This is a genomic window from Mycobacterium sp. (assembly GCF_019243155.1).
Lineage (GTDB): Bacteria > Actinomycetota > Actinomycetes > Mycobacteriales > Mycobacteriaceae > Mycobacterium.
In genome coordinates this window covers 1-15,998 of the sequence record NZ_JAFAUS010000024.1, presented here as the reverse complement: position 1 = coordinate 15,998, position 15,998 = coordinate 1, and the positions used below count along the sequence as shown (strand labels likewise).

Sequence of the window (15,998 nt, the reverse complement as noted above, 5' to 3'; positions counted from 1 at the left end):
CCGGTCCGCCGCCCCCCGGGTACGGGCAGCCCCCCGGGTACGAGCAAGCGCCGGGTTACGAGCAGCCGCCCGGTTACGGCGGTCCGCCCTACCCGCCGGGTCCGCAGCAGTTCGGTGGCCCGCCGCCCGGCTACGGACCGCCGCCCTACCAGGGTGGCTACTACCCACCGGAATATCTGGGTGGCTACGGCTCCCAGGGAGCCATGCAGGCCAGTACGAACGGGCTGGCGGTCGCGTCGCTCATCGCGTCGTTCACCGGAATCCTGTGCTGCATCGGCTCGATCGTGGCGATCGTGTTGGGCGGGATTGCCATCAACCAGATCAAGCACAATCGACAAGAGGGCTACGGCCTTGCGGTCGCAGGCATCGTCATCGGCATCGCGACCCTGGTGGTCGGTTTCATCGTCGCGCTGTTCGCGATGCATTCGCGTTAGCAGCATTCCCGTCGGCACCGACAGCCACCGGGCGTCTGCCCAACCGTGGGCGCCTGCCTAGGCTCTCCCCCATGGGATCGGTCAACAGGGTGTACATCGCCCGGCTCTCGCGGATGTTGGTGCTGGGTCCGATGGGCGAATCCTTCGGCCGCGTCCGCGATGTGGTGATCAGCATCAGCATCGTGCGCCAGCAGCCGCGCGTCCTCGGGTTGGTCGTCAACCTGGCGACGCGCCGCAGCATCTTCATTCCGATGCTGCGCGTTGCCGCGATCGAGCCGGACGCGGTCACCCTCAACACCGGCAGCGTGTCGTTGCGGCACTTCGAGCAGCGGCCCGGCGAGGTGCTGGCGATGGGGCAGGTGCTGGACACGCAGGTGAAGGTCAACGACCCCGCGCTGCCGGAACTCGCGGGCCTCGACGTGGTCATCACCGATCTCGGAATCGAACAGACCCGGACGCGGGACTGGATGGTCAGCAGGGTCGCCGTTCGCGTCCCCCGGCGGCTGGGACGGCGCGGCCCCGTGCACGTCGTCGACTGGCAGAACGTGCAGGGCCTGACCCCGTCGGCGCTGGCCCTGCCGGGCCAGGGCGTGACGCAACTGCTGGACCAGTTCGAGGGCCGCAGGGCCGTCGACGTCGCGGACGCCATCCGCGGCCTGCCCGCCAAGCGGCGCTACGAGGTGCTCAAGGCGCTCGACGACGATCGGCTGGCCGACGTCCTGCAGGAACTGCCCGAGCTGGATCAGGCGGACGTGCTGTCACAACTGGGAACCGAGCGGTCCGCCGACGTCCTCGAGGAGATGGATCCCGACGACGCCGCCGACCTGCTCGGCGTGCTGAACCCGACCGACGCCGAGATGCTGCTCACCCGGATGGACCCCGACGACTCAGAACCGGTGCGTCGGCTCCTGGCGCATTCCCCGGACACCGCCGGCGGGTTGATGACCTCCGACCCCGTCGTGCTGACCCCCGACACCACCGTCGCCGAGGCATTGGCCCGGGTCCGCGACCCCGAACTCACCACCGCGCTGTCGTCGATGGTGTACGTCGCCCGCCCGCCGACGGCCACCCCAACCGGTCGGTACCTCGGCTGCATCCCCCTGCAGCGACTGCTCCGCGAGCCGCCCGCCGCACTCGTCGGCGGAATCGTCGACAGTGAGCTGCTGACCCTGAAGCCGGAGACCCCGTTGGGCGCGGTCACCCGGTACCTGGCCGCGTACAACCTGGTGTGCGGACCGGTGGTCGATGACCAGAACCACCTGCTGGGGGCGGTCACCGTCGACGACCTGCTCGACCACCTGCTGCCGCACGATTGGCGGGTCGATATGCAAGAGCTCGACGCCGCCGGTCGGCTCGAAGAAATGGGAGGATCCGCGTGAGTAAATCCTCGGCACCGCGGGGGCTGTACACCCCGCGGACATCGCGCAGGTACTCCCCACGGCTCGACCCCGAGGCCGTCGGACAGATCACCGAGTCCATCGCGCGCTTCTTCGGCACCGGTCGCTACCTGCTGATCCAGACGATCATCGTCGTGGTGTGGATCGCGATCAATCTTGTCGCGGTCTCGATGCGCTTCGACCCCTACCCGTTCATCCTTCTCAATCTCGCGTTCTCGACGCAGGCCGCCTACGCCGCGCCGTTGATCCTGTTGGCCCAGAACCGCCAGGAGAACAGGGACCGGGTCGCGCTGGAACAGGATCGCTACCGCGCCGCACAAACTAAGGCCGACACCGAATATCTGGCCCGCGAACTGGCCGCGTTGCGGCTCGCCGTCGGCGAGGGCGTGACGCGTGAATACCTGCGCCACGAACTGGATGACCTGCGCGAACTGCTACTGAATCTAGGGCCCGAGACGGCTAACGGGGAGTCGAGACGCAGCGAGGAAAGCCTGGAGCGGACGGCTAAGAAATCGGGCTGAGAACCGTTTCGACCATTGCGCCACTCTCGCCCCACGAGTTATGTATGGTGATCTGGTTCACCAATCTTGAAGAAAGTGAACCCAGTTCACACACCTAGGACGGTCGAGTGCGCATAGGGGGACGCCGGGTTGCACGCCCGGCCGCCGCGGCAGTGCGCCAGCGGACTCTGGGCGGATCACGATCGCCGGCGTTCGGGGTGCTGATCCTCGCTCCTCTGGTGTTCGCGGGGGCTGCCAGCGGAGCGGCTCCGTCCTTCCCGAACAGACTTCCCCCGGTGCATGCCGCCATCACGCCGGTCGCCGCTGTTTCGCCGACCGTCCCCGACCTCTCGGGCCCGGCCGTCGTCTCAGTCGACCGGGCTCCGACCGCCTTCCACATCGCCGAGCCAGCACTGTCCGCGCCGCCCCCGGCGATGATCGTGAACGCACCCGGCGCGCTTGGGATTCCGAGCATCGCGCTGGCGGCCTACCGCAATGCCGAGCAGAAGATGGCCGTCGCCGCACCCGGCTGCGGTGTCAGCTGGAACCTGTTGGCGGGCATCGGGCGCATCGAGTCCGGCCATGCCGGAGGTGGCGCGGTGGATGCGCGCGGCACCGCGATCCGCCCGATCTACGGCCCGTCCCTGGACGGCACGCTGCCCGGCAACGAGGTCATCGTCTCGAGCAGCGCCGGCAGCCGCCCCACCTACGCCCGCGCGATGGGGCCGATGCAGTTCCTGCCCGGCACCTGGGCCCGCTATGCCTCCGACGGCAAGGGCGACGGCGTCGCCGATCCGCAGAACCTTTTCGACGCCACCCTGGCGGCCGCCCGCTACCTGTGCAGCGGCGGGCTGAACTTGCGCGACGCGTCGCAGGTGATGGCCGCGATCCTGCGCTACAACAACTCGATGCCGTATGCCCAGAACGTGCTGGGTTGGGCCGCGGCATACGCGACCGGTGTGGTGCCGGTCGACCTGCCGCCGATGACCGGGCCGCCGCCTCCGCTGGGCGACGCCTTCTTCGAGCACCCCGAGGGACTCGGGCCGAACCTGCCGATGAACGTCAACGGCTTGCCGTCCGACGACCCGCTGGCGCGCGTGCCGCTGATCGACCTGAGCTCGCCGCAGCTGGCCGGTCCCCCGACGGCGTTCCCGTGGATGACGCCGACGCAGGCGCAGCAGACCCGGCAGCCCGGGTGCACGGTGATCTGCATCGGCTCACAAACCCCGCCGCCGGCTCCGGGACTGCCGCAGGGGTTCGGCGCGCCACCACCTCCTGACGCCGTCCCGCCGGTCGCGCCGCCACCGTTCGGCGCACCTGCTGCCCCAGATCCGCTGGCGGGCGGGCCCGGCGGTCCTCCCCCGGCCGGGCCGCCTGCCGGTTCAGCCCAGGCGGCGCCGTCACCCAAGCCCGCGGGCCCGGCGCCGACGGCGGCCAACGCACCGGGACGCAACCAGTCCGCGCCCACTCCGGCCGGCTGACCAATCAACCTTTAGACGCGCCTACACTCGGCGTTGATGTCCCCTGATTCGCAAGCCGACCTGAGCGCGGCTATTCGCACCGCACTGGGCAAGGTGATCGATCCCGAACTTCGGCGTCCGATCACCGAACTCGGGATGGTCAAGAGCATTGACACCGAACCCGACGGTGGAGTGCATGTAGAGATCTACTTGACCACCGCCAGCTGCCCCAAGAAAACCGAGATCAGCGACCGCGTCACCCAGGCGGTCTCCGACGTGCCGGGCACCGGCGCCGTGCGGGTGACCCTGGACGTGATGAACGACGAACAGCGCACCGAACTGCGCAAGCAGCTGCGCGGCGACGCTCGCGAGCCCGTCATCCCGTTCGCGCAGCCCAACTCCCTGACCCGGGTGTACGCCGTCGCGTCCGGCAAGGGCGGCGTCGGAAAGTCAAGCGTCACAGTCAATCTGGCTGCGGCGATGGCCGCGCGCGGACTGTCGGTGGGCGTCCTCGACGCCGATATCCACGGCCACTCCGTCCCGCGGATGATGGGCACCAGCGACCGGCCCACCCAGGTCGAGTCGATGATCCTGCCGCCGATCGCCCACGAGGTGAAGGTCATCTCGATCGCCCAGTTCACCGAGGGCAACACCCCGGTGGTGTGGCGCGGGCCGATGCTGCACCGGGCCTTGCAGCAGTTCCTGGCCGACGTCTACTGGGGCGACCTGGACGTGCTGCTGCTCGACCTACCGCCGGGAACCGGCGACATCGCCATCTCGGTGGCTCAGCTGATCCCCAACGCCGAGATCCTCGTGGTGACCACGCCGCAGAGCGCGGCGGCCGAGGTCGCCGAACGGGCCGGCAGCATCGCTATCCAGACCCGTCAGCGCATCGTCGGGGTGGTGGAGAACATGTCGGGCCTGCTCCTGCCGGACGGCACCACGATGGCGGTGTTCGGCGAGGGCGGCGGACAGCAGGTGGCCGAGCGGTTGTCGCGCGCCACCGGCGCCGAGGTGCCGCTGCTGGGTCAGGTTCCCCTGGACCCCGCGCTCGTGTCCGCCGGCGATTCCGGCATCCCGATCGTGCTCAGCGCCCCCGATTCCGCGGCGGGCAAGGAACTGCGCAGCGTGGCCGACAGCCTGTCGTCACGCCGGCGGGGACTGGCCGGTGTATCGCTGGGGCTCGATCCGACCAAGCACTGACTCCGCCTGCGCGGCGGTCAGGTCGCGTCGGCGTCGTAGGGCGTGTGACCCGGTGCGTGCTGCGGGGTCTCGCCGTTCGGCTGGCCGGACGTCGGCAACTGCGACGCCTCGTTGGCCGGGCTGGCCGGCCTGTCGAAGTTCCCGGTCAAGAACGAATCGTCGCCGTCGAGTAGGTGTTTTGTCAGCGCGGCCCGCGGCGTCATACCCCGCAGTCGCTGCAATTCGCTCAGCGGAGCGCGCAGATCATCGAAATCGGGGCCGAGGTCCTCGCGCAACTGAGTGGTCACCCCGCTGAGGTAATCGCGCGCCTGGCGCAGCGCGTTCGACGTCCAGCGGATCGCACCGGGCAGCCGCTCCGGGCCGAGCACCACCAGCCCGACCACGACGAGCACCATGATGTGCTCCCAGCTCAGACTGCCGAACATCGCTAGCTGTTATCCGGGTCGGGTTTGACGGTGAGCGTGACATTGCGACCGTCGCGGACCACCTCGATCGGCGAGTCCTGGCCGATGTTCAACTGGCGCACCGCGACGACGAACTCGTCGGCGTCGGCGACCTTGCGGCTGCCGACCTTGACGATGACGTCGTTCTCCAGAATGCCGCCCTTCTGCGCCGGGCTGCCCGCCTTGACGTTGGCGACCTGGGCGCCCGCGGCGATCGCGTTGCTGACCGAACGGGTGCTGACCCCAAGGGTTGGGTGCACGATCTTCCCGTCTTTGATCAACGTCTGCGCGACCTCCTTCGCCTCGTTGATCGGGATCGCGAAGCCCAGCCCACTTGCGCTGTCGGACAACGACTTACCTGCGGTGTTGATGCCGATCACCTGCGAATCCATATCGATCAGCGGGCCACCGGAGTTTCCGTGGTTGATCGAGGCGTCCGTCTGCAGGGCGTCGATGACGGTGTCGGTGTCGGAGCCCTCCCCGGACAACGGGACCGGGCGGTGCAGCGCGCTGATGATGCCGTGGGTCACGGTGCTGCGCAGGCCCAGCGGCGCTCCCGCGGCGAGCACGTCGTCACCGACGCGCACCTTGTCCGAGTCGCCGAATCGGGCCACCGTCAAGTTATCGACGTTGTCGACCTTGAGCACGGCGAGGTCGGTCTTCGGGTCACGCCCGACCAGATTGGCGGGCACGTCCTTGCCGTCGTTGAACACCACCGTGGTCTTGAACTGGCTGGGGTTGTTGGCCGCCTCGGAGATCACGTGGTTGTTCGTGATGATGTAGCCGCGGCCGTCCACCACGACGCCCGATCCCTGCATGCCTTCCTGGTCGCTCTTCGACTCGATGGTCACCACGGCGTCGGCGGTGGCGGCGGCCACCTTCGCGAACCGGCCCGCGGGCGACTCGCCGTTGCCGTTGGTCGACAGCGTGACCTTCGAGGTGGTGAAGGCTTCGACCACCTCGGCCGTCTTGCGGCCGATCACGCCGCCGAGCACGCCGATGACCAACGCGATGAGCAGCAGGACGAGCAACGCAAGGTAGGACACCTTGCCGCCGAAGAGCACGTCGCGGACACCGAGTTTGCCGCCGTAGCCCAGCCCGGTCGTAGGTGCCGGCGCGGTGACCGCCGGGGTCCCTAACGCCGCCGCGGCCGCGGGATCCCGCCAGGGGTCGTCGTCTTCGGGTTCGGCGCCGTCCTTCTCCGCCGCCAGCGCACCGGAGTCGACGGGGTGGCGCTGCAGCGAGTCGGGACTTCCGACCGGCCGGCTGAACGCCTCCTGTAGGACGGGGTCGGCGGATTGGTCCTCGGGCGTGAATTCGCTCTGGTCTCGGTACTTTTGCGGACGGACCCGCTCGGCCACGAAAGAACCGCGCAGACCGTCCGGACGACTGAACGTCTGACTCGACGCGGGATCCACGGGTGGCCGCGAGATGGGGCGCGGCGCCAAGCGATTGCCGCTGTCTTGCCTCTTGTCGAAGCCTTGGTCGGAGGTCACGTTACCCCTTTTGGATCCTCTTCTTGAGCGCGCGAGACAAGCCGTTTACCGGGCGAAATGCATGGCGCCGATGTTGTCCGTGTCCACCCTAGTATCCACAGCGCGCCGTTGGTCGGCAGGAACGCGCGCGCAGCGCCGGGTGAGGATCAACGACGTCGCTACCGACGCTTACGTTGCTGACGTCCATCGCGTTCAGCAAAACGGTCGGGCAGTTGGCCGGTCGGGTCGTCCGGCGTTCCGTACGGGATGTCGGCCAGCATTCCGAGCAGCGTGCTGGGAATGCGGATCGGGCAGGAGTCGCGCAACGCCGCGCGCGCTCGGCTCTGGTCTTCGACCTCGGCAGCGCATTGGGCGCACAGCGACAGGTGGTGCGCGGCGCGCAGGTGCGCGTTCATTCGCAGCTCGCCGTCGACGAACGCGGCGATGGCTTCCACGGAGAGGTGCTCGGTGGACCCGAACTGGCGCGGTGCCCCCACGGGCGCGTCGCTTTGGGAGGCGAACTGCGCGGGAAGCCAGGAGAATGCGCGACGGAAGACATGTCCTCGATCGAGCATCACCATCTCCTTACCGCCCACTTATTTTTTGCACCTCATCTCGAATGTAGCGCGAGGCGGTACCCAATTTCGCCCCCGCGGGCAGCAAAACCCCTGGATTGTTTCCTTGTTTTAGCCCGGCCGTGCACAATCGTGACCTCCGGTGGCCGGACTAAGCCGACTTGGCGTGCAACCCTTCGAGCAGGGCGCCCTGCTCTGGGTGCGCGGCCAGGTAGTCGCGCAACGCCTGACGTCCGCGGTGGATGCGGCTGCGCACGGTGCCCAGCTTGACGCCCAGCGTGGCGCCGATCTCCTCGTACGACAGACCTTCGATGTCACACAGAACGACCGCCGCACGAAACTCCGGCGGTAGCGAATCCAGCGCGGCCTGCAGGTCGGGCCCGAGCCGCGAGTCGTGGTAGATCTGCTCCGGGTTGGGCTCATCGGCGGGAACGCGCTCGTAGTCCTCCGGCAGCGCCTCCATCCGGATACGGGACCGCCGGCGCACCATGTCAAGGAAAAGATTCGTGGTGATGCGGTGCAGCCAGCCTTCGAACGTCCCCGGCTGGTAGTTCTGCACCGAGCGGAAAACCCGGATGAACGTCTCCTGGGTCAGGTCTTCCGCGTCCTGCTGATTGCCGGCGAGGCGGTAGGCCAATCGGTACACCCGGTCGGCGTGCTGACGCACCAGCTCATCCCACGACGGCATGGTCGTCTTGTCCCCAGTCGCGTCGAATACCGCGGTGCCTTGCGGGGTGTCGGACGTCTCCACCCATTCGTCGGTGGGGCAGTCTTGCGCATGAGACATGCTGGTCGGGCTCAAAAGCGTGGTGATGATCAAGTCCTCCGAAATCGGCCTGCCGTTGAGCGGCAGTTCGTCATCGGCGGCAACATGTGGCTGCCACTCGGTATTCCCGGGCCAATGCGCTCCACGTTCCATAGGGACACCGTCGCGTATCGGCGTATGTGCGGTATATGAACAATCTGAGCTCAAGCTGAGAAACTGTATTGTTACCAGCGTTGTGCAGGTGATATCCGCGGCGGGGTGAGCTTAAACGCAGCCGATCTGCCGGGCGTGTCGGCGAGGCGCGGTTATCCGCGCGCCTGCCCAAGCGAGTCGCGAATTGGAATACGCTGCGGGCATGGACGGCACCGACGCAGAAGCTCCTGGCCAAACAGCCCCCAGTCGAGCCGAATCACTGTCCGCGCACGCCGAGGGATCGATCTCGGAGGACGCGTTGCTGGCGGCCGCCCGCGAGCGCTCAGTGGATATCGGCGCGGGCGCGGTGACGCCGGCCGTCGGCGCGCTGCTGAGTCTGCTGGCGAAGCTCAGTGGTGGCAAGGCGGTCGCCGAGGTGGGCACCGGCGCGGGCGTCAGCGGCCTGTGGTTGTTGTCGGGCATGAGCGAGGACGGCGTCCTGACCACCATCGACATCGAGCCCGAGTATCTGCGGCTCGCCAAGCAGGCCTTCTCAGAAGCCGGTATCGGCCAGTCGCGCACTCGCCTGATCAGCGGGCGCGCCCAAGAGGTGCTCACCCGGCTCGCCGATGAGTCCTACGACCTGGTGTTCGTCGACGCCGACCCGATCGATCAGCCGAATTACGTCGTCGAGGGGGTGCGGTTGCTGCGCCACGGAGGCGTGATCGTGGTGCACCGGGCGGCGCTGGGCGGACGGGCCGGCGATCCCGCGGCGCGCGACGCCGACGTGGCCGCCGTCAGGGAAGCGGCCCGACTGATCGCCGAGGATGAACGGCTGACCCCCGCGCTGGTACCGCTGGGCGACGGCATTTTGGCCGCGGTCCGCGACTAGTTCGCGCACTCAGGCCACCGCAACACTTTTACGAAATGTTGACGGAGCGCCTCCTTGACTCCGGACTGAACGAGCGTTTAGCGTACTGAACATGCGTTCAGCCGACCTGACCGCCGCCGCCCGAATCCGTGACGCGGCCATCGAGCAGTTCGGCCAGCACGGGTTTCGCGTCGGACTCCGCGCGATCGCCGAAGCGGCGGGAGCCAGTGCGGCGCTGGTCATTCATCACTTCGGCTCGAAGGAAGGCCTACGCAAGGCCTGTGACGAGTACGTCGCCGAAGAGGTCCGCAGCGGTAAGTCCGCGGCGATTCAGTCCAACGACCCGGCCACCTGGTTGGCGCAGATGGCCGAGATCGAGGACTACGCACCGCTGATGGCTTACCTGGTACGCAGCATGCAGGCCGGCGGCGACCTGGCGAACTTCTTGTGGCAGAGGATGATTGAGAACGCGCAGGGATACATGGAAGAAGGGGTGCGCGCGGGGACGATCAAACCCAGCCGCGATCCTCGAGCCAGGGCACGCTATCTGGCCATCACCAGCGGCGGGGGATTCCTGCTCTACATCCAAATGCACGAAAATCCAACGGATCTGCGCGCTGTGCTGCGCGACTACGCACGGGACATGACTCTGCCCGCCCTCGAGATCTACACCGAGGGATTGATGACCGACCGCACGATGTACGACGCATTCCTGGCAGCAGATGATCAAGGAGGATCCAATGCCGAGTAATGATTCCGCGCCCATCGAAATCCGAGGTCTCACCAAGAACTTCGGTGCCGTTCGGGCGCTGGACGGTCTCGACCTCACTGTGCGTCCGGGTGAAGTGCACGGGTTCCTCGGGCCGAACGGCGCCGGGAAGTCCACCACCATCCGCATCCTGTTGGGTCTGGTCAAGGGCGACAGCGGAAGCGTGCGGTTGCTGGGCGGCGACCCGTGGACCGATGCCGTCGAGCTGCACCGCCAGATCGCCTATGTGCCGGGCGATGTCACGTTGTGGCCGTCGCTGACCGGCGGCGAGACGATCGACCTGCTGGCGCGCATGCGCGGCGGCATCGACGACCGGCGCCGCGCGGAGCTGATCGAGCGCTTCGACCTCGACCCGCACAAGAAGGCGCGCACCTACTCGAAGGGCAACCGGCAGAAGGTCTCCCTGATTTCCGCCTTCTCCTCGCGAGCCGGTCTGCTGCTCCTCGACGAGCCGAGCAGCGGACTGGACCCGTTGATGGAGAACGTCTTTCAGCAGTGCGTAGCCGAGGCGCGCGACCGCGGCGTGACGGTCCTGTTGTCCAGCCACATCCTGGCCGAGACCGAGGCGCTGTGTGAAAGAGTCACCATCATCCGGGCGGGCAAGACCATCGAGAGTGGTTCGCTGGACTCGATGCGCCACCTGAGCCGCACCTCGATCAAGGCCGAAATGACCGGCAATCCAGGCGATCTCACCCGGATCAAGGGCGTTGAGGACATCAGCGTCGAGGGCAACACGCTGCGCGCGCAGGTTGACAGCGAGAGCCTCGGCGAACTGATCCGGGTGCTCGGCGATGCGGGTGTGCGCAGCCTGGTCAGCCAGCCGCCGACGCTGGAAGAGTTGTTCTTGCGCCACTACGACACCGGTCGCAACAACAAGAAGGTGTCAGCGTGATGAGTACCGCCACCCTGCAACGACCCGGTCCCGCGGCACATCATGGGCCGCAACGTAGTTCGAACTTCTCCGGAACGCTGGGGATGCTGCGGCTTTACCTGCGCCGCGACCGCGTCTCGCTTCCGCTCTGGGTACTGCTGCTGTCGCTCCCGTTGGCATCGGTCTATGTCGGCAGCATTCAAAAGGTCTACCCCACCGAAGCCGCCCGCGCGGGATTCGCGGCCTCCATCATGGCCAGCCCCGCCCAGCGTGCGCTGTACGGCCAGATCTACAACAACAGCCTTGGGGCGGTTGGCATTTGGAAGGCCGGCATGTTCCACGTGCTGATCGCGGTGGCCGTCATCCTCACCGTGATCCGGCACACCCGCGCCGACGAGGAAACCGGGCGGACCGAGCTGATGGATTCCACCGCGGTCGGCCGCTACGCCAGCCTGAGCGCCGCGCTGATCCTGTCGTTCGGGGCGTCGATCGCTACCGGCGCGATCGGCGCCGCGGGATTGCTCAACACCGCTGTGCCCGCGGGCGGATCGCTGGCGTTCGGCGCGGCGCTGGCCGGCTCCGGCCTGGTGTTCACCGCCGTCGCCGCGGTGGCCGCGCAGCTGTCCCCCAGCGCGCGGTTCGCTCGCAGCACCGCGTTCGCCGTGTTGGCGGCCGCATTCACCTTGCGTGCCATCGGCGATGCGGGCTCCGGTGCGCTGTCGTGGCTCTCCCCGCTGGGATGGTCTCTGCAGATCCGGCCCTACGCGGGCGATCACTGGTGGGTGCTGTTGCTGCATTTGGGTACTGCGGCCGCGCTCACCGCGGTGGCATACCGGTTGCTCGCCGGCCGCGACGTCGGCGCGGGGCTGGTCGCCGAGCGCGCCGGGCCCGGCCGGGGGTCCTCAACGCTAAGCAACGTCTTCGGGCTGACGTGGCGGCTGGACCGCGGCGCCCTGCTGCTGTGGACGGTGGGCCTGTGCCTGTACGGCCTGCTGATGGGCAGCATCGTGCACGGCATCGGCGACGAGCTCGGCGGCGGCGCGGCCCGCGACATCGTCGCCCGGATGGGCGGCACCCGAGCTTTGGAGGAGGCCTTCATCGCGGTGGCGTTCACCATGATGGGCATGGTGGCTTCCGCGTTCGCCGTCTCGCTCACCCTGCGGCTGCACCAGGAGGAGGCCGGTCAACGGGCCGAAACCACACTGGCCGGCGCGGTATCGCGAACCCGTTGGCTCACAAGTCATTTGGTCACGGCACTCGCCGGCTCGGCGGCGGCGATGCTGCTCAGCGGAGTCGTCGGCGGCGTCGTCTACGGCGCCGCCGCCGGCGACGTCGGCGGCAAGCTGGCCGTCGTCGTTGCCACCGCGGCCGTGCAGCTGCCCGCGGTCTGGCTGTTGTCGGCGGTGACCGTCGCCCTGTTCGGTGTGGTACCGCGGTTCACCCCGGTCGCCTGGGGCGTGCTGGTCGGCTTCGTCGCCCTGTACCTGATCGGTTCGTTGGCCGGATTTCCGCAGTGGGTGCTCGACTTGGAGCCGTTCGCACACGTCCCGAGGGTCGGCGCCGGTTTCAGCGTCGTACCGCTACTGTGGTTGCTGGCGATCGATGGAGGACTCATCATTTTCGGTGCCGCAACTTTCAGGCGCCGCGATCTGCGTTGCTAGGAGCGTTGTGAAGACCGGTATCCGGATGGCCGCTACATCTTTCTGGGGCATCGTTTCTTGGATTTTGATTCTCTTCCTACCGGCCGGGACGCTCCACTATTGGCAGGCATGGGTTTTCATCGCGGTTTTCACCGCGTCGACCATCATTCCGACCGTCTACATCGGCCGGACAAACCCCGATGCCCTGCAACGACGCATGCATGCCGGCCCGCGAGCGGAGCCCCGAAAGTCGCAGAAATTCATCATCAGCGGCTCATTTCTCGGCATCTTCGCGGTGATGGTGTTCAGCGCGTTCGACCATCGGTTCGGCTGGTCGCCGGTGCCGCCGTGGCTGTCGGTGTTCGGTGACGTCCTGGTGGCGGCGGGGCTCGGAATCGCCATGCTGGTAATCACCCAGAACAGTTACGCGGGCGCCACGGTCAAGGTGGAACCCGGCCAGAAGCTGGCCTCGGGTGGTCTCTACAAATTCGTGCGGCACCCGATGTATGTCGGCAATGTGATCATGATGATCGGTATCCCCCTGGCACTCGACTCCTTCTGGGGGCTGCTCTTCGTCATCCCGGCCGCCGTGGTGCTGGCCCTGCGCATCCTCGACGAGGAAAAGCTGCTCAACCGGGAGCTGGTCGGATATCGCGAATACTCGCAACGGGTGCGCTATCGGTTGGTGCCCTACGTCTGGTAGCTGCATGTCTGGTAGCGGACGAGCCAACGCGCCTAGGGTGATCGCGTGGCCCAAAACCCCGCACCGATGCTGGACCGGCCCTGGAAGCGGAAAGGGGCGCTCCGGTACGCGCTGAGCCGCATTCGCGGCGCCGCCAAACCCCCGGTAACGGTGACCATTCCCCCGACCGACATGCATGCCGACCGCGACGTCGGCGTGGCCACCCGTGACGGAACAGTGCTGCGTATCAACGTCTTCCGCGACGGCGGCAACGTGGCCCGGCCGGTCATCCTGAGCATCCACCCCTATGGCAAGGACAACCTGCCGACCCGTCGCGGCAGCAGGTCCACCTTCTCAGTGCAGTACCGCGCGATCCGCCAGCCGCAGCCGGTGGCGTTTTCGACGCTGACGGGCTGGGAGGCGCCGGACCCGGCATGGTGGACCCAACAGGGCTTCGTCGTGGTCAACGCCGACTCGCGCGGGTGCGGCCACTCCGAGGGAACCGGCAAGCTGCTGTCGCAGCAGGAGGCCGAAGACACCTACGACCTGGTGCAGTGGCTGGCCGATCAGCCCTGGTGCGACGGCCGAGTCGTGATGCTCGGCGTGTCCTACCTGGCCATCAGCCAGTACGCGGTCGCCGCACTGCAACCACCGGCGCTGCGCGCCATCTGCCCGTGGGAAGGCTTCACCGACGCCTACCGCGACCTGATGTTTCCGGGTGGCATCAAGGAGACCGGCTTCTCCCGGCTGTGGTCGCGCAACTTGAGTCGCAGCACCCGGCAGAGCTACGAGTTCGCCGCGATGCAGCGTGAGCACCCGCTGCGCGATGAGTTCTGGCGCTCGCTGGTGCCCGACCTGTCAGCGATCAAAGTGCCGATGCTGCTGTGCGGCAGCTTTTCGGACAACAACCTGCACAGCCGCGGAGTCATGCGGGCGTTCACGCACGGCGGCTCCGGGCACGCCCGGCTCTACACCCATCGCGGCGGGAAGTGGACGACCTTCTATTCCGACGCCGCGCTCGCCGAGCAGCTGAAGTTCTTCACCGACGTGCTGGACGGCGCGCCCGCTTCGCGCAGCGTCCGCCTGGAGGTGCGCGAGGACCGCGACACCGTCACCGCGGTGCGCGAAGAGTCCGAATGGCCGCTCGCCCGCACCCGTTGGCGGCCTTTGTATTTGGGCGGGCATTCCGCCGCTGCCCGAACCTTGGCGGATGATGCCCCGACGATCGCGGGCCGCAGCGCATTCGAAACCGATTCTCGCGCCGCGGTATTCACGTGGACGGCGCCGGCGGACATCGAGCTGACCGGTCCGATGGTCGCGCGGTTGTGGGTCGAGCTGAGCGGCTGCGACGACGCGAACCTCTTCGTCGGCGTGGAGAAGTGGCGCGACGGGCGGTTCGTCGGGTTCGAGGGGTCCTACGGCTACGGCCGCGACCGGGTGACCACCGGCTGGCAGCGGATCGCGCTGCGCGCGCTCGACCCCGAGCTCTCGCGGCCGTGGGAACCCGTCGCCGCCTGCACCGAGCCGCAGCCCGTCACCCCTGAAGAGGTGGTCGCGGTCGATGTGGCGCTGGGCCCGTCGGCGACGCTATTTCGTGCGGGCGAACAGCTGCGGCTGGTGATCGCCGGACGCTGGCTGTGCCCGAGAAACCCACTCACCGGCCAGTTCCCGGCTTCCTACGCAGGCTCGCCGCGAGGTCGAGTCACGCTGCATTGGGGGCCGCACCACAACGCGCACCTGCTGGTCCCGGAGATCCGTTAGCAGAGGTTAGATCCAGACGCCCTTGCCGACCGCGACCACGCCGCCGGCGCTGATCGCGAAGCGCTCCCGGTCCTTTTCCAGATCGACGCCGACCATCTCGCCGGGCCCGACGACCACGTTCTTGTCCAGGATGGCGTGGCGTACCACCGCGCCGCGGCCAACCCGGGCGCCGGGCATGATCACACTGCCCTCGACGATCGCGCCGTCGTCCACCACGACATTGGACGACAACACCGAGTTGCGCACCGAGGCCGCGGAAATGATGCTGCCGGCGCCGACCACCGACTCCTGGGCGGAGCCGCCGTTGACGAACTTGGCCGGCGCCAGGTTCTCCGACTCACCCCGGATCGGCCAGCGCTTGTTGTACAGGTTGAACACCGGGTGCACCGACACCAGGTCCATGTGCGCGTCGTAGAACGCGTCCAGCGTCCCGACGTCACGCCAGTAGGCCCGGTCACGATCCGTCGCCCCGGGCACCTCGTTGTCACTGAAGTCGTAGACCGCTGCCATCCCGTCGCCCACCAGTCGCGGAATGATGTCACCGCCCATGTCGTGATCCGAATGGTCGTCGTCGGCGTCGGCGCGGATGGCGTCGATGAGCACCTTGGTGGTGAAGATGTAGTTGCCCATCGACACGAACGTCGTGTCGGGGTCGTCCGGGGTTCCCGGCGGATCAAGCGGCTTCTCCACGAAGTTGTGGATGCGGCCCGACTCGTCGGAGTCGATGCAGCCGAACGCGGTGGCTTCGCCGCGTGGCACCCTGATGCCGGCGACGGTCGCTCCTGCCCCGCTGTCGATGTGGAACCGCACCATCTGCTCGGGGTCCATCCGGTACACGTGGTCGGCCCCGAAAACCACTATGTAGTCGGGATCTTCGTCGTAGATCAGGTTGAGTGACTGGTAGATGGCGTCCGCGGAGCCCGTGTACCAGCGCGGGCCGAGGCGCTGCTGCGCCGGCACCGGCGTGATGTACTCGCCGGCCAGGCCCGACAGCCGCCAGTTCTGCGAGATATGACGGT

General features: G+C 67.7%; 16 protein-coding genes. 11 read left to right on the top strand and 5 right to left on the bottom strand.

Annotation, left to right across the window (positions count from 1 at the left end; genetic code table 11):
* The 5 genes from JOZ00_RS01470 to JOZ00_RS01450 all read left to right on the top strand — a co-directional run.
* The coding region (locus tag JOZ00_RS01470) for a DUF4190 domain-containing protein (RefSeq protein WP_293338725.1) at positions 1–434 on the top strand (434 nt) is incomplete at its 5' end.
* Between the two features lie 71 nt (positions 435–505).
* Entirely contained in the window at positions 506–1,813 is a 1,308-nt protein-coding gene (locus JOZ00_RS01465; RefSeq protein ID WP_293338723.1) for a CBS domain-containing protein, read from the top strand.
* Positions 1,810–2,352 carry a DUF1003 domain-containing protein gene (locus JOZ00_RS01460; protein WP_293338721.1) on the top strand — a complete coding sequence of 181 codons (543 nt, stop codon included), beginning with the start codon at positions 1,810–1,812 and terminating at the stop codon, positions 2,350–2,352. The genes JOZ00_RS01465 and JOZ00_RS01460 overlap by 4 nt, the downstream gene beginning before the upstream one ends.
* 107 nt (positions 2,353–2,459) lie before the next feature.
* The gene (locus tag JOZ00_RS01455; protein ID WP_293338719.1) at positions 2,460–3,812 is read left to right on the top strand and encodes a lytic murein transglycosylase; all 1,353 of its coding nucleotides are present in this window, start codon (positions 2,460–2,462) and stop codon (positions 3,810–3,812) included.
* 36 nt (positions 3,813–3,848) lie between these two features.
* Positions 3,849–4,994: an Mrp/NBP35 family ATP-binding protein gene (locus JOZ00_RS01450; protein ID WP_293338717.1), complete on the top strand. Its 1,146-nt coding sequence runs from the start codon at positions 3,849–3,851 to the stop codon at positions 4,992–4,994.
* Between the two features lie 17 nt (positions 4,995–5,011).
* Here the strand turns inward: JOZ00_RS01450 and tatB are convergent, their stop codons facing one another.
* The 4 genes from tatB to sigE all read right to left on the bottom strand — a co-directional run bounded on the left by tatB (position 5,012) and on the right by sigE (position 8,406).
* Complete coding sequence (gene tatB, locus JOZ00_RS01445) at positions 5,012–5,419, bottom strand: Sec-independent protein translocase protein TatB (protein ID WP_293338715.1); 408 nt, start codon at positions 5,417–5,419, stop codon at positions 5,012–5,014.
* A 2-nt stretch (positions 5,420–5,421) separates the two neighbouring features.
* Complete coding sequence (locus JOZ00_RS01440) at positions 5,422–6,933, bottom strand: trypsin-like peptidase domain-containing protein (protein ID WP_293338713.1); 1,512 nt, start codon at positions 6,931–6,933, stop codon at positions 5,422–5,424.
* 158 nt (positions 6,934–7,091) lie between these two features.
* Positions 7,092–7,487, bottom strand: coding sequence for an anti-sigma E factor RseA (rseA, locus tag JOZ00_RS01435; RefSeq protein WP_293338711.1), 396 nt, complete (start codon positions 7,485–7,487; stop codon positions 7,092–7,094).
* A 151-nt stretch (positions 7,488–7,638) separates the two neighbouring features.
* A complete protein-coding gene (gene sigE / locus JOZ00_RS01430; protein ID WP_293338709.1) occupies positions 7,639–8,406 on the bottom strand; it encodes an RNA polymerase sigma factor SigE in 768 nt (255 codons plus the stop codon).
* A gap of 202 nt (positions 8,407–8,608) precedes the next feature.
* Between sigE and JOZ00_RS01425 the strand changes: the two genes are divergently transcribed.
* The 6 genes from JOZ00_RS01425 to JOZ00_RS01400 all read left to right on the top strand — a co-directional run bounded on the left by JOZ00_RS01425 (position 8,609) and on the right by JOZ00_RS01400 (position 14,979).
* Positions 8,609–9,277 carry an O-methyltransferase gene (locus tag JOZ00_RS01425; protein ID WP_293338707.1) on the top strand — a complete coding sequence of 223 codons (669 nt, stop codon included), beginning with the start codon at positions 8,609–8,611 and terminating at the stop codon, positions 9,275–9,277.
* A 91-nt stretch (positions 9,278–9,368) separates the two neighbouring features.
* Entirely contained in the window at positions 9,369–10,007 is a 639-nt protein-coding gene (locus tag JOZ00_RS01420; RefSeq protein WP_293338705.1) for a TetR family transcriptional regulator, read from the top strand.
* Positions 9,997–10,917: an ABC transporter ATP-binding protein gene (locus tag JOZ00_RS01415; RefSeq protein WP_293338703.1), complete on the top strand. Its 921-nt coding sequence runs from the start codon at positions 9,997–9,999 to the stop codon at positions 10,915–10,917. Before JOZ00_RS01420 ends, JOZ00_RS01415 begins: the two co-directional genes overlap by 11 nt.
* Positions 10,917–12,557 (top strand): ABC transporter permease, encoded by a 1,641-nt coding sequence (locus tag JOZ00_RS01410; RefSeq protein ID WP_293338701.1) that lies wholly within the window; start codon positions 10,917–10,919, stop codon positions 12,555–12,557. Before JOZ00_RS01415 ends, JOZ00_RS01410 begins: the two co-directional genes overlap by 1 nt.
* 7 nt (positions 12,558–12,564) lie before the next feature.
* On the top strand, positions 12,565–13,239 hold the full coding sequence (locus tag JOZ00_RS01405) for an isoprenylcysteine carboxylmethyltransferase family protein (protein ID WP_293338699.1): 675 nt from the start codon (positions 12,565–12,567) through the stop codon (positions 13,237–13,239).
* A 45-nt stretch (positions 13,240–13,284) separates the two neighbouring features.
* A complete protein-coding gene (locus tag JOZ00_RS01400) occupies positions 13,285–14,979 on the top strand; it encodes a CocE/NonD family hydrolase (protein WP_293338697.1) in 1,695 nt (564 codons plus the stop codon).
* 6 nt (positions 14,980–14,985) lie between these two features.
* On the opposite strand, the gene JOZ00_RS01395 is transcribed toward JOZ00_RS01400, so the two are convergent.
* A partial coding sequence (locus JOZ00_RS01395; RefSeq protein WP_293338695.1) for a glucose-1-phosphate adenylyltransferase occupies positions 14,986–15,998 on the bottom strand: 1,013 nt, incomplete at its 5' end.

Excerpts from the sequence above, each read along its gene's own strand:
- JOZ00_RS01465 (WP_293338723.1), top strand. The coding sequence starts at position 506 with ATGGGATCGGTCAACAGGGTGTACATCGCCCGGCTCTCGCGGATGTTG.
- JOZ00_RS01450 (WP_293338717.1), top strand. The coding sequence starts at position 3,849 with ATGTCCCCTGATTCGCAAGCCGACCTGAGCGCGGCTATTCGCACCGCA.
- tatB (WP_293338715.1), bottom strand. The coding sequence starts at position 5,419 with ATGTTCGGCAGTCTGAGCTGGGAGCACATCATGGTGCTCGTCGTGGTC.
- rseA (WP_293338711.1), bottom strand. The coding sequence starts at position 7,487 with ATGCTCGATCGAGGACATGTCTTCCGTCGCGCATTCTCCTGGCTTCCC.
- sigE (WP_293338709.1), bottom strand. The coding sequence starts at position 8,406 with ATGGAACGTGGAGCGCATTGGCCCGGGAATACCGAGTGGCAGCCACAT.
- JOZ00_RS01425 (WP_293338707.1), top strand. The coding sequence starts at position 8,609 with ATGGACGGCACCGACGCAGAAGCTCCTGGCCAAACAGCCCCCAGTCGA.
- JOZ00_RS01420 (WP_293338705.1), top strand. The coding sequence starts at position 9,369 with ATGCGTTCAGCCGACCTGACCGCCGCCGCCCGAATCCGTGACGCGGCC.
- JOZ00_RS01415 (WP_293338703.1), top strand. The coding sequence starts at position 9,997 with ATGCCGAGTAATGATTCCGCGCCCATCGAAATCCGAGGTCTCACCAAG.
- JOZ00_RS01410 (WP_293338701.1), top strand. The coding sequence starts at position 10,917 with ATGAGTACCGCCACCCTGCAACGACCCGGTCCCGCGGCACATCATGGG.